This window comes from Celeribacter marinus, assembly GCF_001308265.1.
Classification (GTDB): Bacteria; Pseudomonadota; Alphaproteobacteria; order Rhodobacterales; family Rhodobacteraceae; genus Celeribacter; species Celeribacter marinus.
This window is the reverse complement of record NZ_CP012023.1, coordinates 667,842-691,817: the sequence shown is the minus strand read 5'-3', so window position 1 is coordinate 691,817 and position 23,976 is coordinate 667,842. Positions and strand designations below refer to the sequence as shown.

General features: G+C 56.7%; 22 protein-coding genes and 1 tRNA gene. 12 read left to right on the top strand and 11 right to left on the bottom strand.

Features of this window, described 5'->3' with window-relative positions; all coding sequences use genetic code 11:
• Window positions 1-2: 2 nt before the first annotated feature.
• The 3 genes from IMCC12053_RS03295 to purB form a co-directional block, all read right to left on the bottom strand.
• Complete coding sequence (locus IMCC12053_RS03295) at window positions 3-905, bottom strand: DMT family transporter (RefSeq protein ID WP_062220803.1); 903 nt, start codon at window positions 903-905, stop codon at window positions 3-5.
• A gap of 121 nt (window positions 906-1,026) precedes the next feature.
• Window positions 1,027-2,130 (bottom strand): flagellar motor switch protein FliG, encoded by a 1,104-nt coding sequence (locus IMCC12053_RS03290; protein ID WP_335337313.1) that lies wholly within the window; start codon window positions 2,128-2,130, stop codon window positions 1,027-1,029.
• A 156-nt stretch (window positions 2,131-2,286) separates the two neighbouring features.
• Window positions 2,287-3,591, bottom strand: coding sequence for an adenylosuccinate lyase (gene purB / locus IMCC12053_RS03285; RefSeq protein WP_062215715.1), 1,305 nt, complete (start codon window positions 3,589-3,591; stop codon window positions 2,287-2,289).
• Window positions 3,592-3,722: 131 nt separating this feature from the next.
• Here purB and IMCC12053_RS03280 point away from each other — a divergent pair, with 131 nt between their 5' ends.
• From IMCC12053_RS03280 to IMCC12053_RS03270, 3 genes are all read left to right on the top strand, one after another.
• On the top strand, window positions 3,723-4,139 hold the full coding sequence (locus IMCC12053_RS03280) for a DUF6314 family protein (RefSeq protein WP_062215713.1): 417 nt from the start codon (window positions 3,723-3,725) through the stop codon (window positions 4,137-4,139).
• A gap of 166 nt (window positions 4,140-4,305) precedes the next feature.
• Window positions 4,306-4,893, top strand: coding sequence for a biotin transporter BioY (locus tag IMCC12053_RS03275; RefSeq protein ID WP_236852520.1), 588 nt, complete (start codon window positions 4,306-4,308; stop codon window positions 4,891-4,893).
• 107 nt (window positions 4,894-5,000) lie between these two features.
• Entirely contained in the window at window positions 5,001-5,489 is a 489-nt protein-coding gene (locus IMCC12053_RS03270; protein ID WP_062215710.1) for a GNAT family N-acetyltransferase, read from the top strand.
• A gap of 102 nt (window positions 5,490-5,591) precedes the next feature.
• Here IMCC12053_RS03270 and glnA read toward each other — a convergent pair whose 3' ends face one another.
• Entirely contained in the window at window positions 5,592-6,998 is a 1,407-nt protein-coding gene (gene glnA / locus IMCC12053_RS03265; protein WP_062215708.1) for a type I glutamate--ammonia ligase, read from the bottom strand.
• A gap of 87 nt (window positions 6,999-7,085) precedes the next feature.
• Complete coding sequence (locus IMCC12053_RS03260; RefSeq protein WP_062215706.1) at window positions 7,086-7,424, bottom strand: P-II family nitrogen regulator; 339 nt, start codon at window positions 7,422-7,424, stop codon at window positions 7,086-7,088.
• 175 nt (window positions 7,425-7,599) lie between these two features.
• On the opposite strand from IMCC12053_RS03260, the gene IMCC12053_RS03255 reads away from it, so the two are divergent.
• Window positions 7,600-8,466: an NAD(P)H-hydrate dehydratase gene (locus tag IMCC12053_RS03255; RefSeq protein WP_062215704.1), complete on the top strand. Its 867-nt coding sequence runs from the start codon at window positions 7,600-7,602 to the stop codon at window positions 8,464-8,466.
• Window positions 8,467-8,562: 96 nt separating this feature from the next.
• On the opposite strand, the gene IMCC12053_RS03250 is transcribed toward IMCC12053_RS03255, so the two are convergent.
• Window positions 8,563-8,871: a Hint domain-containing protein gene (locus tag IMCC12053_RS03250; RefSeq protein WP_143090000.1), complete on the bottom strand. Its 309-nt coding sequence runs from the start codon at window positions 8,869-8,871 to the stop codon at window positions 8,563-8,565.
• 80 nt (window positions 8,872-8,951) lie between these two features.
• On the opposite strand from IMCC12053_RS03250, the gene IMCC12053_RS15750 reads away from it, so the two are divergent.
• The 3 genes from IMCC12053_RS15750 to IMCC12053_RS03240 all read left to right on the top strand — a co-directional run bounded on the left by IMCC12053_RS15750 (window position 8,952) and on the right by IMCC12053_RS03240 (window position 10,727).
• Window positions 8,952-9,113 (top strand): hypothetical protein, encoded by a 162-nt coding sequence (locus IMCC12053_RS15750; protein ID WP_156320732.1) that lies wholly within the window; start codon window positions 8,952-8,954, stop codon window positions 9,111-9,113.
• Window positions 9,114-9,159: 46 nt separating this feature from the next.
• Window positions 9,160-9,243: transfer RNA gene (locus tag IMCC12053_RS03245), tRNA-Leu, on the top strand.
• 284 nt (window positions 9,244-9,527) lie between these two features.
• The gene (locus IMCC12053_RS03240) at window positions 9,528-10,727 is read left to right on the top strand and encodes a surface lipoprotein assembly modifier (protein WP_169775300.1); all 1,200 of its coding nucleotides are present in this window, start codon (window positions 9,528-9,530) and stop codon (window positions 10,725-10,727) included.
• Between the two features lie 142 nt (window positions 10,728-10,869).
• Here IMCC12053_RS03240 and IMCC12053_RS03235 read toward each other — a convergent pair whose 3' ends face one another.
• The 3 genes from IMCC12053_RS03235 to IMCC12053_RS03225 all read right to left on the bottom strand — a co-directional run bounded on the left by IMCC12053_RS03235 (window position 10,870) and on the right by IMCC12053_RS03225 (window position 14,805).
• Window positions 10,870-11,451 (bottom strand): hypothetical protein, encoded by a 582-nt coding sequence (locus tag IMCC12053_RS03235; RefSeq protein ID WP_062215697.1) that lies wholly within the window; start codon window positions 11,449-11,451, stop codon window positions 10,870-10,872.
• A 33-nt stretch (window positions 11,452-11,484) separates the two neighbouring features.
• Window positions 11,485-13,869 carry a calcium-binding protein gene (locus IMCC12053_RS03230; RefSeq protein ID WP_062215695.1) on the bottom strand — a complete coding sequence of 795 codons (2,385 nt, stop codon included), beginning with the start codon at window positions 13,867-13,869 and terminating at the stop codon, window positions 11,485-11,487.
• A 276-nt stretch (window positions 13,870-14,145) separates the two neighbouring features.
• Complete coding sequence (locus IMCC12053_RS03225) at window positions 14,146-14,805, bottom strand: Crp/Fnr family transcriptional regulator (protein ID WP_062215693.1); 660 nt, start codon at window positions 14,803-14,805, stop codon at window positions 14,146-14,148.
• A 96-nt stretch (window positions 14,806-14,901) separates the two neighbouring features.
• On the opposite strand from IMCC12053_RS03225, the gene IMCC12053_RS03220 reads away from it, so the two are divergent.
• The 5 genes from IMCC12053_RS03220 to IMCC12053_RS03200 all read left to right on the top strand — a co-directional run bounded on the left by IMCC12053_RS03220 (window position 14,902) and on the right by IMCC12053_RS03200 (window position 22,984).
• On the top strand, window positions 14,902-16,173 hold the full coding sequence (locus tag IMCC12053_RS03220; protein WP_169775299.1) for a porin family protein: 1,272 nt from the start codon (window positions 14,902-14,904) through the stop codon (window positions 16,171-16,173).
• A 214-nt stretch (window positions 16,174-16,387) separates the two neighbouring features.
• Entirely contained in the window at window positions 16,388-17,911 is a 1,524-nt protein-coding gene (locus IMCC12053_RS03215; RefSeq protein WP_062215688.1) for an aldehyde dehydrogenase (NADP(+)), read from the top strand.
• A 298-nt stretch (window positions 17,912-18,209) separates the two neighbouring features.
• On the top strand, window positions 18,210-21,347 hold the full coding sequence (locus IMCC12053_RS03210; RefSeq protein WP_062215681.1) for a methyl-accepting chemotaxis protein: 3,138 nt from the start codon (window positions 18,210-18,212) through the stop codon (window positions 21,345-21,347).
• A 21-nt stretch (window positions 21,348-21,368) separates the two neighbouring features.
• A complete protein-coding gene (gene cheB / locus IMCC12053_RS03205; protein WP_236852518.1) occupies window positions 21,369-22,454 on the top strand; it encodes a chemotaxis-specific protein-glutamate methyltransferase CheB in 1,086 nt (361 codons plus the stop codon).
• Window positions 22,451-22,984, top strand: a complete 534-nt coding sequence (locus tag IMCC12053_RS03200; RefSeq protein ID WP_062215679.1) for a chemotaxis protein CheD — start codon at window positions 22,451-22,453, stop codon at window positions 22,982-22,984. The genes cheB and IMCC12053_RS03200 overlap by 4 nt, the downstream gene beginning before the upstream one ends.
• Window positions 22,985-23,175: 191 nt before the next feature.
• On the opposite strand, the gene IMCC12053_RS03195 is transcribed toward IMCC12053_RS03200, so the two are convergent.
• Window positions 23,176-23,571, bottom strand: coding sequence for a hypothetical protein (locus tag IMCC12053_RS03195; RefSeq protein ID WP_062215677.1), 396 nt, complete (start codon window positions 23,569-23,571; stop codon window positions 23,176-23,178).
• Window positions 23,571-23,957: a response regulator gene (locus tag IMCC12053_RS03190; protein WP_062215675.1), complete on the bottom strand. Its 387-nt coding sequence runs from the start codon at window positions 23,955-23,957 to the stop codon at window positions 23,571-23,573. Before IMCC12053_RS03190 ends, IMCC12053_RS03195 begins: the two co-directional genes overlap by 1 nt.
• Window positions 23,958-23,976: the final 19 nt, after the last annotated feature.

Below are 23,976 nucleotides of genomic sequence, written 5' to 3'. Positions count from 1 at the left end.
GCCTATGTTGCTTTTTTGGATGCGGCGCGGGCCATAGTTGGTCCACGTGTTTCGCGGTGCCACACATAAAGGCCCGCCGATACGATCACAAGAGCGCCCAAAACAGTGTAGCCGTCAGGCCATGTGTCAAAGATGAGCACACCCCACAGGGATGCGGTGATCAAACCAGCGTAGGAAAATGGGGCAACGGCGGAGGCTTCGGCAGTGGAATAGGCTTGGATCATCGTCAACTGCGCGAATGTACCGATTAGGCCGATCAGCGCCATTAGACCCCATGTTGTGGCGTCCGGCGTCACCCACCGGAATGGCACGATGAGGATCATAACACCCGCGCCGAAAATGCCCGAATAGATCAGGCCGGTTTGCACGGGTTCGGATTTGCCAATATAACGGGTCGCAATGGCGTAGCCTGCGATGCACACAGCCGTGCCAAGCGGCCAAAGGGCGGCGGGCGTGAACACATCACCAGTGGGGCGGATCACGATCAACGCCCCGATCATGGCGGTGGCAATGCCAAAGGCGCGGCGTGGTCCAACCCGCTCCTTGAGAAGAAGTGCCGCCCCCAACGTGATCATAACAGGGGCCAAATCGGCCACGGCGGTGGCCTCGGCCAGTCCCACAGTTTTCAGCGCGATAAAGAAACAGGCGGCTGCCGCCAGTTGGAAGACCGCCCGCACCCATTGCAGGCGTGGGTAATCCGTGCGCAACAGGCGCGGTATGTTGCGGTTAAACAGCACAAGAAGAATGAGAAGTTGCCCGCCGTAGCGCGCCAAAAGAACTTGGCTCACATCAACCCGTTGACCCAGCAGTTTTGCAACGCCATCCATCAGCGAAAAACTCGTCACACTGACAAGCATAAACAAAATGCCTTTGGTGGCATCGGGGAGGCGGGAAAACCAGATCATGGGCGGACGGTAGGGATGGGACGTGGCTTTGTCCATATGGTCAAAGTGGCCGCGCTTGCACAGGAGATAGGCGCAAAGTGCCCAGCTTATATTTCGATGTGATCGCGCCGAGTTAAGGACATCAATCATCCCCCGTCAAAAGGAATATCTCGCCCGCGGCTTCCAATTCGCGGATCGCGGTCACAACTGCGGTCATAGCGGCCTCGGAATCGGCCTCTTTGACGCTGCCAAGGTTTTCCATCTCTTCGCGCAATCCGTCTGCCATCCGTTTGGACATGTTGCTCAGGATAAATTCGCGCGAAGGCTCTGCGTCTCCAGTAGCCCCTGCGAGCGCTTTGATAAGCGCGTCTTGTTCGACTTCGCGGGTGACTTTGGAGATATCGCGCGCATCGACGCGGGTCGCGATATTTGCAAAGGTAAAGATGTTTTTGCGCACTTCCTCGGCGAACTCTTTGTCGCGTTCGTCCAATCCCTCAAGGACGCCATCACGGGTGGACGCACTTGAAAAGTTCAAAATCGCGCCGACACGTTCGGTGGGTGCGTCTGCAAAGGCTTTGGGCGGCTGGCTGTCGAGTTGACCGGCCACCGAAATGCCGATGCGTTGAACCACGCCCGGCGAAACGGACGCGGTTTTAGAAATCGCATAGGCCACACGGCGGGCGCGATCGCCGGGGATCAACGATAAGAGCGCGGCAGCTTTGGCCACTTTGAGTTTGGACAAGATCACAGCGCAGACTTCGACGCTTTCGGTTTCCAAAATGGGTAAGAGGCGTTCGGGATCAATGTCTGCAATGCGCTCCCACGGATCGCCCGTGAGCGAAAACCCCGCCTGTTTGCGCAGTTTTGCGGCCGTGTCGGGCGAAATTGTCCCGTCTAGTAAATTCAACGCACCCTCAAGCCCCCCGGGAAAGCTGACCCCAATGGCCTCCAGTTCCTCAAGAAACTCCTCGACCACGGCAATCATCGTTTCGCGGTCAATGTGGCGCAGATCGGTCATCTGGCGGGCCAGTTCAACCTGAGTTCTCTCGGGGAAATGTGATAGCGAGAGTTTGACCTCCTCGGAGGCCAAAATGCGCACGATCACCGCCGCTTTCGCCTTTTTCGACAGTTGCGTAGGCATGCGCGACACGGTTGATGGGAAATCCATGCCACCAAAGCCGCCGCCCATTGTGCCAAGCGCAGGGAGGTCGTCCATCTCGTCCGAAATTTGCGGTAGCCCGTCCACGCGTTTTGCTCGCCTTTGTCACCTCATTGCGACCACGTGTAAGGCCAGACCCTTAACGCTTCGCTACTTACCGTCCGGTTTTTGCAAAAAATGCGCATAAAAAAGCCCCCGCGCCATGGTCGGGCGCGGGGGCAATTGATCTACGTTTATAACGGTTTACTCGCCAAAGACGCGTCTAAAAATCGTGTCGACGTGTTTGGTGTGATAGTCCATGTCGAATTTGGCGCGAATGCCATCTTCGCCAAGGGCCGCAACCACCTCGTCATCCGCCAGCAACAACTCTTGGAAATCAAGGCGCTCCTCCCAGACTTTAAGCGCGTTGCGTTGCACCATGGAATAGGCACCCTCACGCGACACACCCGCTTGGGTGAGCGCCAAAAGAACGCGCTGGGACATCACGAGACCGGGGAATTTGTTCATGTTGTCGAGCATGTTGTCAGGGAAAATCAACATCTTGTCGACGACACCCGTCAAACGGTTGAGCGCGAAATCAAGCGTCACGGTGCTATCGGGACCAATCGCGCGTTCCACGGAAGAGTGCGAAATATCGCGCTCGTGCCACAGCGTCACGTTTTCCATCGCAGGAACGACCGACATGCGCACCAAACGGGCCAGACCGGTGAGGTTTTCGGTCAACACAGGGTTCTTTTTGTGTGGCATCGCCGATGAGCCTTTTTGGCCCGCAGAGAAAAACTCCGCCCCCTCAAGGACTTCAGTGCGCTGCATATGGCGAATTTCGGTGGCTACGTTTTCGATAGACGAGGCAATCACACCCAGTACGGCAAAGAACATCGCGTGGCGGTCGCGCGGGATGACTTGTGTTGAGATCGGCTCGGGCGATAGGCCCAGTTTTTCGCACACATGTTCCTCGACGCGCGGGTCGATGTTGGCGAATGTGCCAACGGCACCCGAAATAGCGCCCGTGGCGATCTCTGCGCGGGCCTGCTTGAGACGCGCAAGGTTGCGGTCCATTTCGGCGTAGAACCGTGCAAAGGTCAGACCCATCGTGGTCGGCTCGGCGTGGATGCCGTGCGAGCGGCCCACGCGGACGGTCATTTTGTGCTCCATGGCGCGTTTTTTGAGTGCGGCCAGAAGCGCCTCGAGGTCTTTGACCAGAATGTCGGAGGCGCGGACAAGCTGTACGTTGAAACAGGTGTCCAGAACGTCCGAGGATGTCATGCCCTGATGGACAAACCGCGCCTCGTCGGAGCCGACATGCTCAGCGAGGTGGGTCAGAAACGCGATGACGTCATGTTTGGTGACCGCTTCGATTTCATCAATGCGGGCCACGTCGAATTCGACGTCTTTGGCTTTCCACACAGCATCAGCGTTTTCGCGTGGGATCACGCCAAGATCGGCTTGGGCGTCACAGGCGTGGGCCTCGATCTCGTACCAGATTTTGAACTTGGTGGCGGGTTCCCAGATGTCGACCATCTCTTTGCGGGCATAGCGGGGGATCATCGGCGGACCTTTCCGTTTGAGCAGGGATTTCGCCCGCGTCTTTACGCCGGGGGAAGGCAAAGGGCAAGAGCGCGGGGTTGCAGCCGCGCCATGTGCAGGCGTATTTAAGCATCACAGCAGCGAGGGCGGATATGCGACAACTCATCGACTTTGACGGGACATGGCACATCACCCGCACAATCACCGATTTCACAGGTGGGCCAAACGCGCAGTTGGTTGGACAGTGCAGCTTTACCCCTCAGGGTGGCGGCCTTGTTCAGGCAGAGGTCGGCACCTTGCAGTTTGTGGGCGCATCCGTGGCACTCAAGGCCGAGAGACGCTATGCGTGGACCTCCCAAGGGTCTGATATCGCAGTTTATTTTGATGATGGGCGGTTTTTCCATGCCTTTGATCCGCGGGGTGATGTGGTAAGTGCCACGCATGATTGTCCGCCTGATCGCTATGATGTCACCTACGACTTTTCGGCGTGGCCCCTCTGGCAGGTGACGTGGCGCGTCCACGGCCCGCGCAAAGACTACACATCACTCACCGAATTTTCACGCAGTTGAGGCGGGCGGTTTGCAAATTGCGCGTTCGGGTTTGCAGAGACTTTGCGAATTTGCCCGAATTTGGGGCCTCACCCTCTCTATGCGCTTGCCCTTGAGGCACGCATGGGGCAAAATCGACATCAACACTATTAATCTCGCGGGAAAGGGATGATCCATGGCGATTGCAATGACCGATAAAGTGCTTGCCGAAGCATTTGGCGCAAATGAGGGCACCGCATTGCGGGCCAAGCAGGTGGCGCTTGTCGTCGCGGGTGTGATGATCCTTTCGATCTCCGCCAAAATTGCCGTGCCGATGTGGCCCGTGCCGATCACGATGGGCACCTTTGCAGTGCTCTCGCTTGGCGCAGCTTACGGTCCACGCCTCGGCCTTGCCACCATCGCGCTTTACATGCTCGTCGGTGCGCTCGGTTTTGACGTATTTGCAGGCTCTTCCGCTGAGGCGCACGGCATCACCTACATGATGGGCGGCACAGGCGGCTACCTCGTGGGTTACGTTTTGGCGACTGTCGCACTCGGCATGGCCGCACGCGCCGGTTGGGATCGCAGCCCCGTGAAAATGGCCGGTGCCATGCTACTCGGTAACGCATTGATCTACGTCCCCGGCCTGATCTGGCTCGCCGTTCTGTACGGTGTGGACAAGCCGATCCTTGCATGGGGTTTGACACCGTTCCTCATCGGTGACGCGCTGAAACTCGCCCTTGCAGCAATGGTTTTGCCCGCTGCATGGAAGTTCGTAGGCCGCGCCCGCGGCTAAGGCGTGATCAAAATTGAATAGCAAAAGGGCGTGCCGCAGGGCGCGCCCTTTTTGTATGGGCGGACGGGCGTCCAGACATTTGTGTCTCGATATGTTAAAGTGCCCACATGATTGCATCTAAAATATATGACTTTCGCCGTGTGACACGCGATGATGTGGCGATGCTCTGTCAGTGGCAAGCGCGCCCCCATGTGCGTGCGTGGTGGGGGTCAACCGATCCCTATACTGACGAGGAGATAAACGATCCGCGTGTCTCGCGTTTCATCGTGTCATCGCAGGACCACCCCTTTGCCTTTATGCAAGATTACACCGTGCATGGATGGGACGATCATCATTTCGCCAGCCTACCCAACGGCGCGCGAGGCATTGATCAATACATCGCAGAGCCCGACATGGTGGGCGTGGGGCATGGCACGGCGTTTATTGGCGCGCGCGTGCAGGCGTTGTTTGATTCTGGCGCGCCCGTGATCGCGACCGATCCGCACCCAGATAACCACCGCGCAATAGCGGTCTATACAAAGTTGGGGTTTAGACCCGCCGGACCACCCCAAGAGACCAAGTGGGGTTTGATCCTACCGATGCTCGCGGCACGCTAAACTGTCCCAGATGACAGTCTTGTCGGGAAAATTTAGCGCATCACATGCAAAAAGGGCCACCCACAAGGGTGGCCCTTTTCAATTCCGTACTACGTCTGCCGATTAGCAGGAGTAGTACATCTTGTACTCGATGGGGTGAGGTGTGTGCTCGTAGGCGTACACTTCGTTCCATTTCAGGCCCATGTAGCCTTCGATTTGACCTTTGGTGAACACGTCGCCTGCAAGCAGGAAGTCCATGTCTTTTTCCAACTCGTCGAGGGCTTCGCGCAGCGAGGCACAGACGGTCGGGATGCCGGCCAACTCTTCGGGTGGCAGGTCGTACAGGTCTTTGTCTGACGCAGGGCCCGGATCGATCTTGTTCTTGATGCCGTCGAGGCCAGCCATGAGCAGGGCCGCAAAGCACAGGTACGGGTTGGCAGATGGATCGGGGAAACGTGCTTCGACGCGTTTCGCCTTGGGGGATTCCGACCACGGGATACGAACACAACCGGAGCGGTTGGACGCGGAATACGCACGCAAAACAGGAGCTTCAAAGCCCGGGATCAAACGCTTGTAGGAGTTTGTCGACGGGTTGGTGAAGGCGTTCAGGGCTTTGGCGTGCTTCAAGATGCCGCCAATGAACCACAAGGCTTCGTCAGACAGATCTGCGTATTTGTCGCCTGCAAAGAGCGGCTTGCCGTCTTTCCAGATGGACATGTTCACGTGCATGCCTGTGCCGTTGTCGCCTGCGATCGGCTTTGGCATAAACGTTGCTGTTTTGCCGTAAGCGTGTGCCACGTTGTGGACAACGTATTTGTATTTTTGAAGCTCGTCGGCCTGCTTTGTCAGCGAACCAAAGATAAGACCAAGCTCGTGCTGACAAGACGCCACTTCGTGGTGGTGCTTGTCGACCTTCATGCCCATGTTGGCCATGGTGGTCAGCATTTCGCCACGGATGTCTTGACCATCGTCAATCGGGTTGACGGGGAAGTAGCCGCCTTTGATGCCCGGACGGTGGCCTGTGTTGCCCATTTCGTACTCGGTGTCGGAGTTCCATGCCGCGTCAAGCGCGTCGACAGAGAAGGACACTTTGTTCATTTCAACGGAGTAGCGCACATCGTCGAACAAGAAGAACTCAGCCTCAGGACCACAGTAGAACGTGTCGCCAATGCCCGAAGCAACCAAATATGCTTCGGCTTTTTCGGCTGTGCCGCGTGGGTCACGGTCATAGGCTTCGCCAGTGTCAGGCTCAACCACGGAACAGTGAATGCACAGTGTTTTCTCGGCGTAGAACGGATCGATGTAGGCCGAATCCGGATCGAGGATCAGTTTCATGTCGGACTGGTCGATGGATTTCCAACCTTCGATGGACGAGCCATCAAACATGAAGCCCTCTTCGAAGAAATCTTCGTCCACTTCGGTGTGGCGCAGTGTAACGTGCTGCAACTTGCCGCGTGGGTCGGTGAAACGGACGTCGACGTATTGTACGTCTTCGTCTTTGATGGTCTTGAGAACGTCTTTGATGCCCATGGTGACCTAGTTCCTTTAGTTATGAGTGTTTCTTACGATATGGGTTGAACGGGCGAACCGGCGGATAAATCCACCATATGCCCTGTCTTAAAGCGCGTCTTCGCCAGACTCGCCTGTGCGGATACGGATCGCCTGTTCTACGGGCGATACGAAAATTTTGCCGTCACCGATTTTGTCGGTTTTTGCGGCCGCGATGATCGCCTCACAGGCGCCATCCACTTGGTCATCTGACAAGACAACTTCGATTTTAACTTTGGGCAGGAAGTCCACGACGTATTCCGCACCGCGGTAAAGCTCTGTGTGGCCTTTCTGGCGCCCGAACCCTTTGACCTCGACTACGGAAAGACCCTGAACGCCAATCTCTTGGAGCGCTTCTTTCACTTCGTCGAGTTTAAAAGGCTTGATGATCGCTTCGATCTTTTTCATGGACCTTCGACTCCCTAAACTGCATTCGCGATCCGTCAGACCACTTCTCAAAAGCCGCCACAATCGGCTAGGCTAAGCATAGCTCAGAGTGCCCACAGGATTCCACCCATTTGCTTATAATTTGTGCAATGTGGATTCGGAATAGGCATTTTGAAAACTTTTTAGGCAGGTGCACATGAATGATGCTCAATTGTTAACCCTCACCCCAGAGATCAAAGACCAGCTGCGCAAATCGTCTCAGGATCACAAATTCACCCACGGGCACGCGCTTATTTTGTGTGGCCCAACGGGTCATACGGGGGCTGCGCGCCTTGCGGCCCGCGGTGCGCTTCGTGTCGGGGCGGGGCTTGTGAGTGTGGCCACGCCACATGAGGCACTGGCCGAAAACGCAGCACATCTGACCGCCATTATGCTCACCGAGGTTGATACGCCGGAAGCGTTAACTGCGACCCTCATGGATGCCCGGATCACGGCGCTTTGTGTCGGTCCGGCGTTTGGGATCGCGCGGGCAGGGGCGTTTTTGCCCGCTGTTCTCGCCGCCAATCGACCGACCGTGATTGACGCCGATGCGCTCACCACCTTGGCCTCGCTCGGGTTTGACGCGGTGCACCCCGCCTGTGTGCTCACGCCGCACGCGGGTGAGTTCAAGCGTCTGTTCCCTGACATTGCTGCCAACATTGACGCCGCAGCAATCACAGGCGCGCCCCATTCCAAAATCGACGCGACCCGCGCCGCGGCAAAGCGCGCGGGGTGCACGGTTCTGTTGAAAGGGGCCGAGACGGTGATCGCGTCTGCCGATGGGCGGGCGGTCACGCATGGCGCGGTTGGTGGGCGCGCGGCGCCTTGGCTTGCGACAGCGGGGGCGGGGGATGTTCTGGCGGGGATGATTGCGGGGCTTTTGGCACGTGGATTTACGCCGCAAGACGCCGCGCAAACGGGCGCTTATCTACATGTCGAGGCGGCGCGCGTTGTCGGCGCAGGGCTAATTGCCGAAGATTTGCCTGACGCTGTGCCGCATGTTTTTCGTGCTTTGGGGCTGTAGGCGCGGCTGAGCCAATCTGTCACCACCCCAAGCCGTAACAAAGCCGCCCACATTTAGGGGACGGCTTTTAATAATGCGTGGATCTGTGTCGAGAGCTTACGCCGCGATGGCCTCGCCCGTGTCCGTTTTGATTTGCAGACCATCCGCATAGATCACCTCGACGCGGTCAAACGTAAGCTGAAACCGGTGCGGGGCAGGCGTATCAATCCCGCGCAACACCTTCATGCCAGAGCGCGTAATAATCCGGTCGCCAGGTTCAAGGTACTCCACCGGAAGTGCGCCATCGGCGGTCATGATTTTTGTTCCCATTGGCAAGCCTGCCGAGAAATCGGGAAGAAAGTCGGAAATGCGCAACCTTAAGGACGGATTCGGTCCTTGGTCACGACGCGTGTCTTTTCTAGACATGTCGCCCTCGCTCGTTTTTTATCTGCCTCAGTTTTTTCTCAAAACTATGGCAATAAATGGTTAACGCCTAGGGCCATTTTGTGACAAACCTGCTTTTGATCGCGATTAATGACGAGAATACCACGCATTTCACGGCCACCCGTGCGGGGCCGCGCCCCCTTTTCGATGCCGCGCCCACCGTGTTGGCAGTGATTTCGAATGGCATTGATATGCAAACGTTCTTTAGGAACCTGTGCAATTGATCTTGTGCCTCGCGCCGTCTCACGGTATCAGTCGCGCAAATCGGATGCGGGTGTGGCGGAATTGGTAGACGCACCAGATTTAGGTTCTGGCGCCTATGGCGTGGGGGTTCGAGTCCCTTCACCCGCACCAATTTGATTTCATTGACTTTAAAGACGAATGATCGGTCGGTTTGCCGCGTGCAACGGACCGCATTTATCTGTGCGATATTTAACGTAGGTTAAATCTGGGGCTTCGGGCGCCCGATACTATGGAGCTGTTGGTGGCTTCGGTTTTGTAGCTTTCCCAACACAGTCGCGCGCCGGTGCATGTTTGACATGTATTTGAGCGCAGTGTTCCATATCCAATGCTGGCTTGATGTGCGGCGGGGTGCAGCGCGCACCACCAAACATCGCCAAAATATGAAAGTCACACTCATGGCTTATAGCGTCCGAAAATCCACACTGAACCGGTCTTTGTTGTTGGGGGTGGCGGGCTTGTCGCTCGCGGTGGGCCTCGTCTCGCCCGTGGTGGCAAACCCGGCAATTGGCGACAACTGCCAATCGTGTCACCAAGGCAGCAAGAAAATGCCCGCCACGCATCCGCCCGTCAAAGATATGACGGCGCAACAATGTCTGTCGTGTCACGGTGATAGCGTCACAGACCCGTCAAAGGCCTCCAAGATTTCCTATACCGCGACCTTGGGCCTGTTGAGCAGTAGCAATATTGGTCAACACCGCTCCAATTCGGTTTTTTCCGATGCGCCGTTATCGATGGCCACGGGAGGCACCTCCAGTCATAGCGGTCACACCTCTGGGGAGGGTGATCACAGCGGCGAGGGCGAGGATGTGTACGGCGCGGACGATGACGTGGATGCGTCTGGAACGCGTCTGCACCTAGGGCTTGAGGCCTCGACGGATGCGGCTCTCGCGCAGGATATGTCACTGCGCTACGGCGTGGCGGTGACACACGATCAATTCGTGGACGAGAACCTCGGGCGTACCAATGTGCGCCCGTCCGTGACGTTGGCGCGCCCCTATGAGAGCGCGATGGCAAAACTCACAACCTACATGCAGCGCACGATCTACGCGGGCAGTGGTAGCCTTGAGTACGATGATTTCACCTCTGTGGGGGCTAACCTGACATACCGTCAAACCCTGTCGCCGCAGGTTTCAATCTCGACGGCACTACGGGCGCGGGTGCGCAGTTATGATGGTGAAAGTATGTGGCGCGATCCCGATATTGGGGTCGGCACCTCTGTCAAAACCCTTGCGCCAAACGGGGCGGTATACACCTACGGCGTGTCCGCCGTGAGCCGCGACAATCCCAAACAGGACGATCACCGCTACACGGGCGCGTGGGTGTTTGCGGGCTTCAACCAAACCCTGTCCGACACAACCCACATCGGGATCACCGGCACGGTTGGAGGCAAAGCATATAAGGGAGTGGACCGCGATTACGCCGTCACACGCGATGATACCTTTTGGGACATCGGCGTATCGTTGGCCGATGAACGGTTTCAAGTCCTGTCGGGCACGCCACGTCTGACATGCCATTACACGCAAACGCTCTCCAATATCGACGCCTATGACAGCGATGCCGCCTATTGCGCGGTGGTCGTTGAGACGCGGTTCTAAGACGTCCGAGCGCCGCGCTGCACAAGGGTGGCGCGGCTTTTTCTTGCGGCGCGCGTGACGCGATCATTTAAGATGATAACAAAAGAGAACCCGCCCCGTGATGATCACGGGGCGGGTTTTGGGTGTGCAGACTTGGACAGGCTTACTTCTCAGCCGCAAAGGCACCAGTCAAAAGGGCCGCGTTCAATGTGCCGTCTGCTGTGCCAGCTATTGCGCCAACCGCATCGCCACCGGCCGCCACAAAATCCCCATTTAGAGCGAGGGCTGTCGTGTACACTGTACCGCCGTTGGTCAAATCGCCATTGAGGGTCGTTGACATTTGAGCGGTCCCTGCGGGGGCGGATGGTTGGATGTTGCCCGTCCCTGTGAGGGTGCCAGTGTAGGCGCCGTCAGTTGCGTGGAAAAAGTCCTCAGCCGTTGCTGTCGTTGTCTTGGCCGCAAAATTTGCGTCGACGCTAAGTGTACCGACCAAATCGGAGCCACCAACAACACCTGATACATAGCCCGTATAAGTGGCGTTTGGTGCGGCGTTGATGTCGGCGCTGGCGGCGGGGGCCATCCCCGCCAACAGATCCCCGTTTGCATCGGTGTACTTGTCTTGCAAGGTCGCCGCACTTGTCGTCAGGCTTTGATAACTCACCGTGGGGGAGGTCGAAGATCCGCCACACGCCGCTAATGCGCAAAGTGTCAGTGCGCCAAGCGCCTTTGTGCCTAAGTGTCTCATATCGTGTCCTTTCTAAAATTCATGTCTCTGCAATCAAACGACCATAAAGGCGTCATCAAAGATGAAGTCGTCGACAGTGACATCGGCCACAGCGGTCCCGCGCAAAATCATCAGGTCATCGCCTGCGGAGATTAAAGTGTCCGCTGTGCGATAGGTTTGGATGATGATGTCGTCGAACGAGATTCCGTCGAGTTGGATCATGTCGGTGCCGTTTTCGAAGTCCGTGATGAAATCAAGACCCGTCCCGAGGGCAAACACAAAGCTGTCAGCGCCCGCACCGCCATAGAGGTGGTCAAGGCCGGCACCGCCGTCGATCACATCGTCGCCAGCAAGCCCGTAGATGTAGTCGCTGCCGCCCATCCCAAAGATGACATCGTTGTTGATGGTGCCATACAAAACGTCTGCGCCGCTTGTGCCCACGATATCTGCGGGATCTTCGCCTCCTTCGCTGACTTCACCGCCATCTGACGGGTTGGAGACAAAGAAGCTATCAAGCAGGTTAAGACCTTCGCCCGGATCGACCGCTTCGCCGATACTCAATGAGGCGGCAAGGCCGGTCAGTGTCGCGGCAAGTTGGCCATCGACAAAGATGGTCAAATCATCGCCCGAGACGCCTTGTGAGATCACAGAGGAGAGGGCGACCACTTCGGGGTCGAATTCACTCAGCGCATCAAAGCCGATGAACCCGAGTTTGTCTTGGCCAACCTGGAAATCCGTCACCGTGCTGGCGGTGATCACATCGGTGATGGATGTGCCATACGAGAGGACGAACAAGTCAGACCCCTCACCGCCGGTAAAGGTGTTGCTGCCAATGCCGACCAGATAATCGTCCCCTTCGCCGCCGATAATTTCATCACCGACATCGTGCAGCTCGATCGCTTTGTAATCGACAAGCAGTTCGGTGCTATACAGCGTGGCGGGTTTGGTGTCGCCCTTGATGTAGAACGCCACGTCAAAGTCGTCGGTCAGATTCAGACCATTTACAGAGACGTCACCCGCATTGTCTTGCCAACCGGCAGAGATCGAGAGCGGCGAAATATCGGTTTCCCAATCCAGAAGGTTGAGAACGGTCTGTGTTTCGGCCCCAACTTCGTATTTCTCTTCGTCATGGGTGACGGGCATTGGATCGCTTGGATCAATCGGGATCACAACACTGGGCAAGTCCTGACCGTATTTGTCAGGCAGCAAACGCCAACGCGGCCCCGTGATGTATTCGGTGCCGTCCTCATTGAGAACAGGCTCGAACGGTTCGCGGTCCATCGTGGTATACCACGCGACAGTGTACCCCTCTTGGAGATCGACGGACATCCCGCCGATGCTTGCCAAAAGTGATGTCGATGCGGCATCGGCCAAGGCGCTATCACGCAAGATCGTGCCCGCCTCATAGAGCGTGCCGTCACCGGCGTAGTAGTCATCGGTGCTGGCCCAGACCGTCCGGCCTGTTTCGCCCTCGTAGTTCTCGATTATTTCGTAGGTGGGCAGGGTGCCAATGGCGGATTCGTTCTCAAAATCTTCAGGGCGGACCTGATCGTTGGGGTTGTTGGTGATCGTGTGATGCACCAGCAACTCCGCAGATGTAATTTCATAGAGCTGTTTGAGCGAGTTGAACACATCGCGTTGGTTCCACTCGTCAGGCGTATCAAGGTGAGCCTCAAGGCGCACGTCGTTTGGACGTTTGACCGCGTTGCCCCAACGGTAGAGCAATTTGCCATCGTCTTTCATCGTCACCGAATAGTCGGAACTATAGGCGATGTCGTAGGAGATGGTGCTTTCGTTGGGATTGAGCAGGTCGGACAAATCAATGACCCCGTCGAGATTGGCATCCGTGACCCCAAAGGTTTCGGCATTTGCAATCAGATCGCGGACATATTGTCCGTCCCATGCCTCATTCTGGCTGAGCAAAATCAGATCGTCGTCCAAGGCATACACGGCGTCCGGATCACCGGGGTATTGTTGGTCTGACAAAACGTCTTGCATGACCGAGTAGTGCTCGGTTGAGGCCTTGACGGTGTTGCCGCCGATCCCCGCAAGCCATGTGCCCAAAACGGCAGGTGTTTGGAATGTATCTGTCGGCGCGTCCGAGATCACAACGCCCGCCTGAACGCCGTCAATCGTCAGATCGCCAATCCAGCCCTCGGCGTAGTCGCCGTCGAGTTCTTTGTCCTCTGCACCCTCGAAATCGGTGACGTTAAAGCCAAATTCGCTATCAATCGGGTAAAGCGTGACGCCCTCTTTTGTCACGGTGGTGCCGTGATCGCCCGTAAAGTCGATCACACCGCCGTCAACGCCTTGGTTGAGGCCGTCATATGATCCTGTCACATCGTCGGTGCTAAAGACATGGACGGACGAAAAGTCCGGATCAGTGTTGAGTGGTTGGTCAAAGTCAACAACGGTTGCTGTGTCTGTCTTTTTGGCCATTTTACTGTCCCCCAAAATTAAATGTACAGACTAAGAGACGCGTAGTCGCACAGCGTGCCTCAATCTCATGCAATAATTCTAATGTGTTTTGGCGGGGCGAAAATTAACCTGTGTTAATACTTTCGGATGTAACTAAAGGATGGTGACGAATTGGCGCACCTATGTGCGGTGATCCCAGTGCACATAAGACATACACCCGATGCGCGGGGCATCGGGTGATGGTTTTGGATCGTGCAAGAGTGCTGTCGTGGGTATGTGCGGCCCTGTCGCCGGGCGCTAATGCGGCGGGCTGATCTCTTGGGCAAGGGTGTCAAACGAGACCCCTGCAATTTTGGTCAATGCATCTGCGTCCATGACGCAAATTTTCATATGACCACTGACCTCGACTGCGCCGCGCGTGTGCAACGATTGTAAGGTGCGGCACACGTGAACCGAGGACAGGCCAAGCCATTCGGCAAGTAAAAGCTGCGTCAAAGGCACGTCATAGCAGTTTGACCGCTGGCCGGAGCTGTCCGCAAGCCGCACTCCCAGTTCGAGAAAGCCATAGGCAATGCGTTCCTCAGCGCTGCCTTTGCCAAGGCGCAGCATACGCTCTGATACACGCGACATTGCCGATGCAGCGTGGTCTCTGCTGAGGCGTTCAATTTCAGGATAGTCGATCACAAGTGAGCGCCACAGGGCGCGCGGGACACTGGCAACGGTCGCATTTGACACAACTGTCACGTTCAACGGCGTGGTGTGCCCATCGGCGGATGTCAGGTCATACAGATCGCCAGGCATGCCGAAATCGATGATTTGGATTTGACCTGTCTCGCTCACCTTTGAGATGGACACCCAGCCCGAGAGGACGCAAACAATGGCGTTGAGGGTATCGTCTTCGTTTATAAATTGCGCGCCGGACTCGTAGTGGCGCGTGTGCTCCGCAAGCAGACGCAAAACACGCTCGCGTGCGGCGCGCCAAAACGTCGAGGTGATGGCGCGCTATCGCCGTTCGCACTGTGACAGGACGCTATGAGACGAAAAGGGGATCACGTGACACGTAGATCGACACGACCAAAATCATGGCGGCTCCAACTCGGGGGCGCGCGCCGTCTGGTGGGGACGCTCCTTTTGGGGGTGTGTTTCATGCCGCACCACGCCGCCGTTGCATCCGAGGGCGTTCCGCTGGCGCTGGCCGTCTCTGCGCCCGCTGTGACCGTGGATGGGCTCATTGCAAAAGGGCAGGCACTCAAATCCAACGGACAACTGAGCGCGGCGATCCGTCTCTTTCGGGATGCGTTGCAGGTGGATCCTGACGCCTTGGTGGCGCGGCGAGAACTTTCGCATGCATTAATCCTCAGCGGAGCATTTTCAGCGGCGCGGTTCCAGTTGGACATTTTGTTGCGCAGTGATCCTAGCGGGGAGATGCGCACGGCCTACCGCCGTGTGATCCGCCAGATCGATCGGGATCAGCCCGTTGGGGTCACAGGTGAATTTGCCGTTTTACCCTCAAGCAACGTCAACAGCGGCACAACCAACACCGATTTTGAGGGCGGGACGATTGACCCGAACTCGCAACAGAAATCCGGCGTTGGCGTTTTGATCGGAATATCAGGCTACCTGCGTGAGGATGTCGGGCCGAACGCGCGGGTGCGATTGACATGGGGCCTATCAAAAATCGCTTATACGGATGCGATATTCAACAGCACGGGCACGCGGTTTGCGCTGTCGTATGAACACCAACACGCACAGGGGCGCTGGGCTGTCGGGGCGCATTACGCACAAACGCTACGCGAAGATGACGCCAGTTACCGCGCACGCGGGGGTCGTATCGCCCTTGATCAGGGGGTCTCTGACACACTCAAATTGGGGATGTCGGCGCTGACAGAACAGCGCGTATATCCCTCGCAACCCTATAATACGGGCCGCTTTAGTCAGTTTGACCTACAGATGAGCTATACCGCCACGCCGAGCCTGATGATGAGCGTTGGCATTGGCGCACAGGTCTCGTCCCCGCTTGCCGATAATTTTCGATACACAGGCTATACGGTCACAACAACGGTGGCCAAAGAATGGAGAGGGGGGCTGCAAACGCGTGCCAGCCTTCAGGGGGGGACACGCATCTATGACGCCGCATTTGCGGTGGGGTCTCCTGCGCGGCGCGATCACTTTGGCAAACTGTCTGTCGGGGTCCAGCATTCGGATATCGACGTGATGGGCTTCACTCCGCGGTTGAGTTGTTCGCAGACCTTGAACAGATCAAATATCGCATTCTACGACTATGCCAGAACCGAATGTCAGGCCTCGATTTCCAAGAATTTCTAGCACTCTGAGGACGCTTTGCGCGCTGGGGGGGGGGCGATGCGGTAGCTGTTCCATTTTCCCCAAGGGGCGTGCACGATATCATATGTTATCTGTCCGCGCAGTCGTATACCAGTTTTGCCATAAGAGCATAGCGCGTTCACGCGTTGACGCAGGGGGACAAACATGTCTTTTTCTGCGATAAATTCGAATATGCGCAAATCACTGGAGATGCCCCATGAGCACTGATATTTTCACCCCCCACGGCAAACACCTTGTTGGTGGCGACTGGATCGGCACAGAGGCTACGTTTATGTCCGAACCCGCCACAGGATCCGCGCACAGCTTTTCCGTGGGCACACCCGCATTGGTCGATCAGGCTGCAAAAGCCGCTGAAGAGGCGTTTTGGTCCTTTGGCTATTCAACCCGCGAAGAGCGCGCCGCGTTCCTCAATGCGATTGCCGACGAGATCGAAGCGCGCGCCGAGGCCATCACTCAAATTGGCAGTCAGGAAACGGGTCTCCCCGAAGCGCGTCTTCAGGGTGAGCGGGGACGCACCACCGGTCAGTTGCGCCTGTTCGCAACCCATATTCTTGCGGGGGACTACCTTGATCGTCGCCACGACAAGGCGTTGCCTGATCGCGCGCCCCTCCCACGTCCAGACATCCGCATGATGCAGCGCCCGATCGGTCCCGTGGCCGTGTTTGGCGCGTCGAACTTTCCACTGGCCTTTTCCACCGCGGGTGGCGACACAGCGGCGGCGCTCGCGGCGGGTTGTCCCGTTGTGGTCAAAGGCCACTCTGCCCATCCTGGTACAGGCGAAATCATCGCCGAAGCCATTGATGCGGCAATCAAATCTTGTGGCATCCACCCCGGTGTTTTCTCCCTCATCCAAGGCGGAAAGCGCGATGTTGGCACCTCCCTTGTGCAGCATCCATTGATCAAGGCGGTAGGCTTTACCGGCTCCTTGGGTGGCGGTCGCGCGCTCTTCGATCTGTGTGCACAGCGCCCCGAACCCATCCCGTTCTTTGGCGAACTTGGCTCGGTCAACCCGATGTTCTTTATGCCCGACGCGCTCAAAAACCGTGGCACCGAAATCGCTGCCGGATGGGCGGGTTCGCTCACCATGGGCGCAGGTCAGTTTTGCACCAATCCGGGCATTTCAGTTGTGATCGATGGCCCTGACGCCGATGCGTTCACCGCCGCCGCGACCGAGGCGCTTGCCCCTATGGGCGCGCAGGTCATGCTCACTGACGGTATCGCCGCCGCATATCGTGCAGGGCGCGATCAAATCGCCGCTACTGCGGGCGTTCAGGAACTGCTCACTTCGACCTGTGATCTGCGCAACGCTACGCCGTATCTCTTTGCGACAACGGGTAAGGAATGGTTGGAAAATCACGTACTTGGCGAAGAAGTGTTCGGCCCGCTCGGCTTGATCGTGCGCGTGTCGGACATGGATGAAATGCGCGCATTGGCGATGTCGTTGCAAGGTCAGTTGACCTGTACCATTCACCTTGATGACGCCGATGCGGACGATGCCAAAACGCTTTTGCCGATCCTTGAGCGCAAAGCGGGCCGTATTTTGGCCAACGGCTTTCCCACCGGTGTTGAGGTCTGCGATACGATGGTTCACGGCGGTCCATATCCGGCCTCGACCAACTTTGGCGCAACCTCTGTGGGCACCATGGCCATTCGCCGCTTCTTGCGTCCAGTGAGCTACCAAAACATCCCAGAGGGCGTTTTGCCGACCGATCTGGCATAAGCCATAGGCGTTTTCACGCCTCACATTTAGAACGCCCCGACATGCACATGTGTCGGGGCGTTTTTTCGTTTCCCCGCCCCGCTATCGTTACCGTGCGCACAATTGAGGTCGGTTTGGCGGGGTTGAACGATTTTTTTGGGCCACAAGCGCATGTCCTGCGTGCCACTTAAACGAATCTTCATTCCTTGCCGTCATGTCTCATGTCAGTTCGGGCTTTATAAGCTCACCCGCTGACAGCTTTTAGGCACCTCTCAGCGTCCATTTCTATCGCCATGAGTGTGCCACGAGGAGACGACATATGAAATTCATCAATAATATCAAACTGGCCGTTAAGTTGCCTGTGATCATGATCGCCCTGTCGGTGATGACCATCACAATCGCAACCTATGTTTCATATAAACGCGCCTCTGAGTCGCTGTTGGTCGAGGCCGAGGAGATGCTCGAAACCGTTACCGAAGCCCGCGCAATGGAGCTAGAAAGCTGGTTGGACGGGATTGATATCGATATTCGGTCTCAGGCCTCGAACCCGACCATCTTGTCCGCGATTCGCGGATTCGATGAGGCATGGCGCTCCATTGAGGGGAACGTCACCGAGCACCTTCAAACGTGGTATATTGATGAAAATCCGAACCCGCTGGGCGAAAAGCAAAACCTGGAATTCGCCGAGGACGGCAGCCCCTACAGTCAGGTTCACAAACTCTATCACCCCTATTTTCGCAAATTGGTGGAGGATAAAGGCTACTATGATGTCTTTGTCTTCGACACCACGGGCGACCTGATCTATTCGGTATTCAAGGAACGTGATTTCGCGACCAATTTCGTTGAGGGTCCGTTTGCAGCTACGGCTTTGGGCGAAGTCGTCGCAAAATCGCTCGCCACAAAGGACACGGCCAGCGAAGCCTCCGAAATACATTTCGCCGATTTTCAAACCTATGCGCCCTCCAACGATGCGCCTGCGTCCTTTATCGCCACACCCGTTTTGGATCGCCGTGGGGCATTGCGTGGGGTCATCGCGTTTCAAATGCCGGCGGGCCGTATTGATGCCGTGATGCAGCGTGCGACCGGTCTGGGTGAAACAGGCGATGCCTATCTGGTTGGGACCGATATGTTGCTGCGGTCTGATCCGCGCCTTGGCGATGGCGGTGATATCTTGGTCACCTCAATGGTCAATATGTCAGCGAAAAACGCAGCCAACGGTCAGTCAGGCCTTTTGCGTGAATCCGAAGTGAACGAGGATACGGGCCACGTCCACGAACACCTCGCATCCTACGCGCCGATCTCGTTTCACGGTGTCACTTGGGGTCTGGTGGTCGAACAGACGATTGACGAAATTTTGACACCCGCCAAAGATCTTGGCCGGACAATGCTATGGCAGGGCGCGATTATGATCGCGGTTGTCGGCGCCTTGTCGCTGCTGATTGCGCGGGCGGTGTCTAAACCGTTGACCAGTGTCGGGACCGCAATGCGCACCGTATCTGATGGCGATTACAATGTTGTGGTGCCGGGCACGGACCGCGGGGACGAAATTGGCGGCATCGCCTCGGCCTTGGACGATTTTCGCAAGGCATTGGGGCGCGCCGAACAAGCCACCCGAGACGGTCTATTCAAAGGATCGGCATTTGAAGGCTCATCAGCAGCCCTCATGATGATCGACCAAGAGTTCAACATCACCTACATGAACGGGGCCGTGCACACGTTGATGGCGACCCATTCGGATACGTTTTCCCAGCGTTTTTCAGGGTTCGACGCCGACGCGCTTGTTGGCAAGAACATCGACATATTCCACGAAAACCCCGAACACATCCGCCGCATTCTCTCGGATCATACGAAAATGCCGTTCGCAACGGACATGAAAGTCGGCGAAGTCTATTTTGCGCTCGATGTGAATTCCGTGATCGACATGGACGGCAACCAAATCGGCTGTGTGATGGAGTGGAAAGATGTCACAGATATCCGCACCAGTGAGGCGGTAATCCAAACACTTAACAACACTCAGGTCAAAGCCGAGTTCGGTTTGCACGGTAAAATTCGCGCCGCCAACACATTGTTTGCTGAAATGGTCGGCCACTCTGCCTCCAGTGTAGTAGGCCTTCAACAACAGGATTTCTTTACTTGGGATCCCAAACTAGCCCAGGAAAAAGGCCCCGTTTGGCCGCGCCTGATCGATGGCGAAAATGTGCACGGCCGGTTTAAACTTGAAAGTCCGGATGGGCGCGTGTCGATCCTTGAGGGGACATTCAGCCCCGTAAAAGACGGCAGTGGCAATGTGTTCCGCATCATCTTGTTGGGCACGGATATTACGGAAAACGAGCTGTTGCTCAAAGAGGCCGATGCGCGTCAGGCCGAGATGAAAAAGGCCCAAGACCAAGTTGTTGAGGGGCTTCGTGTCGGGTTGAAAAAACTCGCAGAGGGCGATTTGACCGCACGTCTCACGGTTGCGTTTGGCGATGAATACGAAACCCTGCGCGCCGATTATAACTCCGCCGTCGATAACCTACTCGAAGCGATGGCAAGTGTTGTGGAGAACGCCGGTATGATCCGTGGCGAGGCCGCCGAAATTTCGAATGCGGCTGATGATTTGTCACGGCGCACCGAAAAACAGGCCGCGACATTGGAAGAGACAGCCACCGCACTCGATGAGTTGACATCCTCAGTGCGCTCGGCATCCGAGGGGGCCAATCAAGCTAGCGAAATGGTCGAAACCGCAAAATCCAACGCAGAAGCCTCGGGAGATGTGGTTCAAGAAGCCGTGCAAGCCATGAGCGAAATTGAAAGCTCATCGAACCAGATTTCCAAAATTACGTCCGTGATTGACGACATCGCGTTTCAAACCAATCTGTTGGCCCTTAACGCTGGGGTCGAGGCCGCGCGTGCGGGTGAGGCTGGCCGCGGGTTCGCGGTTGTCGCCTCCGAGGTGCGCGCCCTGGCGCAACGCTCCTCCGAAGCGGCGCGTGAAATCAATGACTTGATCTCCAAATCGGGCGCCCATGTGAAACGCGGCGTGAGTTTGGTCGGGGATACGGGTGAGGCCCTGCGCGGGATCGTGTTGTCCGTGACCGAAATTGCGCACAACGTGAGTGAAATCGCCGTGTCATCGCGCGAACAATCGTCGGGTCTGGCCGAAATCAACGCGGCCGTAAACCAGTTGGATCAAGTGACCCAACAAAACGCGGCCATGTTCGAGCAAACCACTGCCGCATCGCATTCTTTGATGCGCGAGGCCGAAAATCTGAACACCACGACATCGCGGTTTTCGATCGGAGCGGCTGCCCAAAACCGCGCGCCTGCGGCAATCGTCAATATGCCCGCACCCGTCGCGCGCCCTGCGTCGCCGCCACCCGCGACATTCGCGCCGCAGGAAAAGGTTGCCGTCAATCAATCGGCGCCACATCCCACACCAAGTGCACCCGCCGATGACGGCTGGGAAGATTTTTAAGAGTTGAAAGGTAGTGAACCTGTGAGTGCACGTGATAATAAACATGAAAACCGCACGCGGGTCTCTGCGTCTGGTCCGGTTCGAACGCTGATTGTGGACGATTCACGCACCATGCGTGGATTGATCCGCTCGGTGTTGGAACGCGATCCCCGCATCGAGGTTGTGGCGGAGGCCGGCGGCGCGAGTGAGGCTCGTGATGCGGTCAATGCGCATCAACCCCACGTGATGACATTGGATATCGAAATGCCGTCCATGTCAGGGCTCGAATTTCTCGACCGTTTGATGCGGCATCGCCCGATGCCTGTGGTCATGGTGTCAACGTTGACCAAGGCAGGCAGCGCAATCGCAATCGAAGCGCTCGCCAAAGGAGCGGTGGAATGCGTCCAAAAGCCGACAATCGGGCAAAGCGGCGCTCCGTTTGCGGGGCTTGCCGATATTCTCGTGGCGGCAGCAAATGCACGCGTCAAGCTACCAACATCGATGGCCCCGCCGCGCCCTGTGAGCCAAAGCGGGAGAAAATTCCAACGCATGTGCCTCTTGGGCGGGTCAACTGGTGCCGTCGATGCCATTGAACGGATTTTGGCGCGCTTCCCATCAGATTGTCCGCCAACGTTAATCACGCAACACATGCCAGAGCCGTTCTTGGCCAGTTTCGCCGCGCGCCTCAATCCTATCGTGGCGCCTACCGTCCGTTTGGCACGCGACGGGGATGAATTGCGACACGGAGAGGTTTTGATTGCCCCCGGCGGCGCATATCATCTCAATATGCAGCCCGGATTTGGACGCCGCGTGTCATTGCTTGAGGGGCCAAAGGTGTCCGGACACCGACCATCCGTAGATTCTATGTTCCAATCCGCGTGTCATTTGGGCGATCAAGTCGTCGCAGGGATCCTCACCGGTATGGGGCGTGACGGCGCCGAAGGTATGGCAGACTTGCGCTCCAAGGGGGCCATTACGTTGGGCCAGTCGCGCGAAAGCTGTGTCGTCTTTGGGATGCCGCGGATGGCGGGTGAAATGGACGGTGTGGATCAATGGGTCGACTTGGATGCGTTTGGGGACGCGTTACTAAAGGCGGCGGAAACTCCAGTTGGAGCAAAACCAAGATGACGGATTTACAATCTCCCAAAAGCCGCCCCAAAAGCACGTATATCACCCAAGGTGAGTTCGCGGTGTCGACGGAGCAAAACGCCGTTATTTCCACGATATTGGGATCATGCGTGGCGACATGTTTGTGGGATCCGCAAACGGGTGTCGGTGGTATGAACCACTTTTTATTGCCACAAGGTGCGGTCGGGGACGGGGGCACCGACTCGTTTGGGGCCAACGCCATGGAGCTGTTGATCAACGGCTTGATCCAGAAAGGTGCGCGGCGCACCAATCTACAAGCAAAGGTGTTTGGCGGCGCGGCATTGCGAAAAGGTCTCACATCGGTTGGGCGCGACAATGGACAATTTGTCTTGGATTACTTGGACAAAGAGGGGATTGCGTGTGTTGGGCAAAGTCTCGGCGGGACAAGCGCGCGGCGCATAGAATTCGAGCCGGTCACAGGGCATGCGCGCCAAAAGCTGGTGGCGGATCAGAACCTACATGAAGTGGCGCCACCGCCACCACCCGCGAGTGATCTTGAGCTATTCTAAGCACCGTAAAACCCCGTTCACGAAAGTGGACGGGGTTTTTGATAGTGCTGTTATGATGACGTTTTCGCCGTAAAGCGCGTCCATGGTTCGAATGTCTGGGAAAGCTACACGCAATGCGCCCACCATCCATATACTGCAGGGGCGGCTATATGCCTAAGGCACCGGTTGCAGCTACGGCGATATTGCGTCCATCAGAACCACGCAACGTTTCCAGAATCTTCTTCTGACAGGGTAAAGGGCGCATCAATGTCGTCAAACAGCTTGTGGGCAAGGTGGCGCAGGCGAATACTCTCTTTTAGAGGAGATATGTCGACTGTTGATCCGGTGTTTTGGCGCGCGAGTTGTGCCATTACCCCCTGCAAATCCTCAAGCGTTTGTTGCAGCCGGTCCACCGCTTGCATGCTGCGCTGGACCGATGGCGACAGGTTTTGTACGTTTTTCAACGTCGCGCCCAGTGCAATTTGAACTTCGGCGGCCAACATGGTCAGCGCCAACATTTCGTCTTGGAGGCGCGCATGCAGTGTCGACAGTGACATGGCACTTTCGTTGAGGCCGTTGCGGGTCATGTTTGCTGATTGAAGCGTCATTACAGCTTCCCAACAATCGCTTCAATTGCGTTCTTGAGCGTCATGGGATCAAACGGTTTTTTGACAAAGTTGTTCATGCCCAATTTCTTTCCCATTTCGATGATTTCGCGGTCCGCACGTCCGGTGATGAGCAAGAAACCCACACCTTTGGATCGCGGATTTGTGCGCAATGCATGGAGCAGTTTCAGGCCATCCATCCCCGGCATGTTGTAGTCGGAGATCACGAGGTGCACGGGAGCTGCCTGTAGCTTTGCCAAGGCGGATGCGCCATCCGATGCACTTGCAATGTTGCGAATTCCGAAGCCGTCGAGGGCATTCGTGATGAGGCCACGGCTGGTCGACATGTCATCTACGACCATGACCCGGAGCTGGTCTCTAAGTGCCATCTTTTTTAAACCCTTTTTT

What these genes read in the sequence shown, in the direction of transcription:
- IMCC12053_RS03190 (WP_062215675.1), bottom strand. Translation starts at nt 23,957, where the DNA reads ATGGCACTTAGAGACCAGCTCCGGGTCATGGTCGTAGATGACATGTCG.
- IMCC12053_RS03195 (WP_062215677.1), bottom strand. Translation starts at nt 23,571, where the DNA reads ATGACGCTTCAATCAGCAAACATGACCCGCAACGGCCTCAACGAAAGT.
- purB (WP_062215715.1), bottom strand. Translation starts at nt 3,591, where the DNA reads ATGATCCCCCGCTATGCCCGCAAAGAGATGGTCGACATCTGGGAACCC.
- IMCC12053_RS03270 (WP_062215710.1), top strand. Translation starts at nt 5,001, where the DNA reads ATGATTGCATCTAAAATATATGACTTTCGCCGTGTGACACGCGATGAT.
- IMCC12053_RS03235 (WP_062215697.1), bottom strand. Translation starts at nt 11,451, where the DNA reads ATGAGACACTTAGGCACAAAGGCGCTTGGCGCACTGACACTTTGCGCA.
- IMCC12053_RS03255 (WP_062215704.1), top strand. Translation starts at nt 7,600, where the DNA reads ATGAATGATGCTCAATTGTTAACCCTCACCCCAGAGATCAAAGACCAG.
- IMCC12053_RS03240 (WP_169775300.1), top strand. Translation starts at nt 9,528, where the DNA reads ATGGCTTATAGCGTCCGAAAATCCACACTGAACCGGTCTTTGTTGTTG.
- glnA (WP_062215708.1), bottom strand. Translation starts at nt 6,998, where the DNA reads ATGGGCATCAAAGACGTTCTCAAGACCATCAAAGACGAAGACGTACAA.
- IMCC12053_RS03250 (WP_143090000.1), bottom strand. Translation starts at nt 8,871, where the DNA reads ATGTCTAGAAAAGACACGCGTCGTGACCAAGGACCGAATCCGTCCTTA.
- IMCC12053_RS03210 (WP_062215681.1), top strand. Translation starts at nt 18,210, where the DNA reads ATGAAATTCATCAATAATATCAAACTGGCCGTTAAGTTGCCTGTGATC.
- IMCC12053_RS03275 (WP_236852520.1), top strand. Translation starts at nt 4,306, where the DNA reads ATGACCGATAAAGTGCTTGCCGAAGCATTTGGCGCAAATGAGGGCACC.
- IMCC12053_RS03260 (WP_062215706.1), bottom strand. Translation starts at nt 7,424, where the DNA reads ATGAAAAAGATCGAAGCGATCATCAAGCCTTTTAAACTCGACGAAGTG.
- IMCC12053_RS03280 (WP_062215713.1), top strand. Translation starts at nt 3,723, where the DNA reads ATGCGACAACTCATCGACTTTGACGGGACATGGCACATCACCCGCACA.
- IMCC12053_RS03230 (WP_062215695.1), bottom strand. Translation starts at nt 13,869, where the DNA reads ATGGCCAAAAAGACAGACACAGCAACCGTTGTTGACTTTGACCAACCA.
- IMCC12053_RS03200 (WP_062215679.1), top strand. Translation starts at nt 22,451, where the DNA reads ATGACGGATTTACAATCTCCCAAAAGCCGCCCCAAAAGCACGTATATC.
- IMCC12053_RS03295 (WP_062220803.1), bottom strand. Translation starts at nt 905, where the DNA reads ATGATCTGGTTTTCCCGCCTCCCCGATGCCACCAAAGGCATTTTGTTT.
- IMCC12053_RS03215 (WP_062215688.1), top strand. Translation starts at nt 16,388, where the DNA reads ATGAGCACTGATATTTTCACCCCCCACGGCAAACACCTTGTTGGTGGC.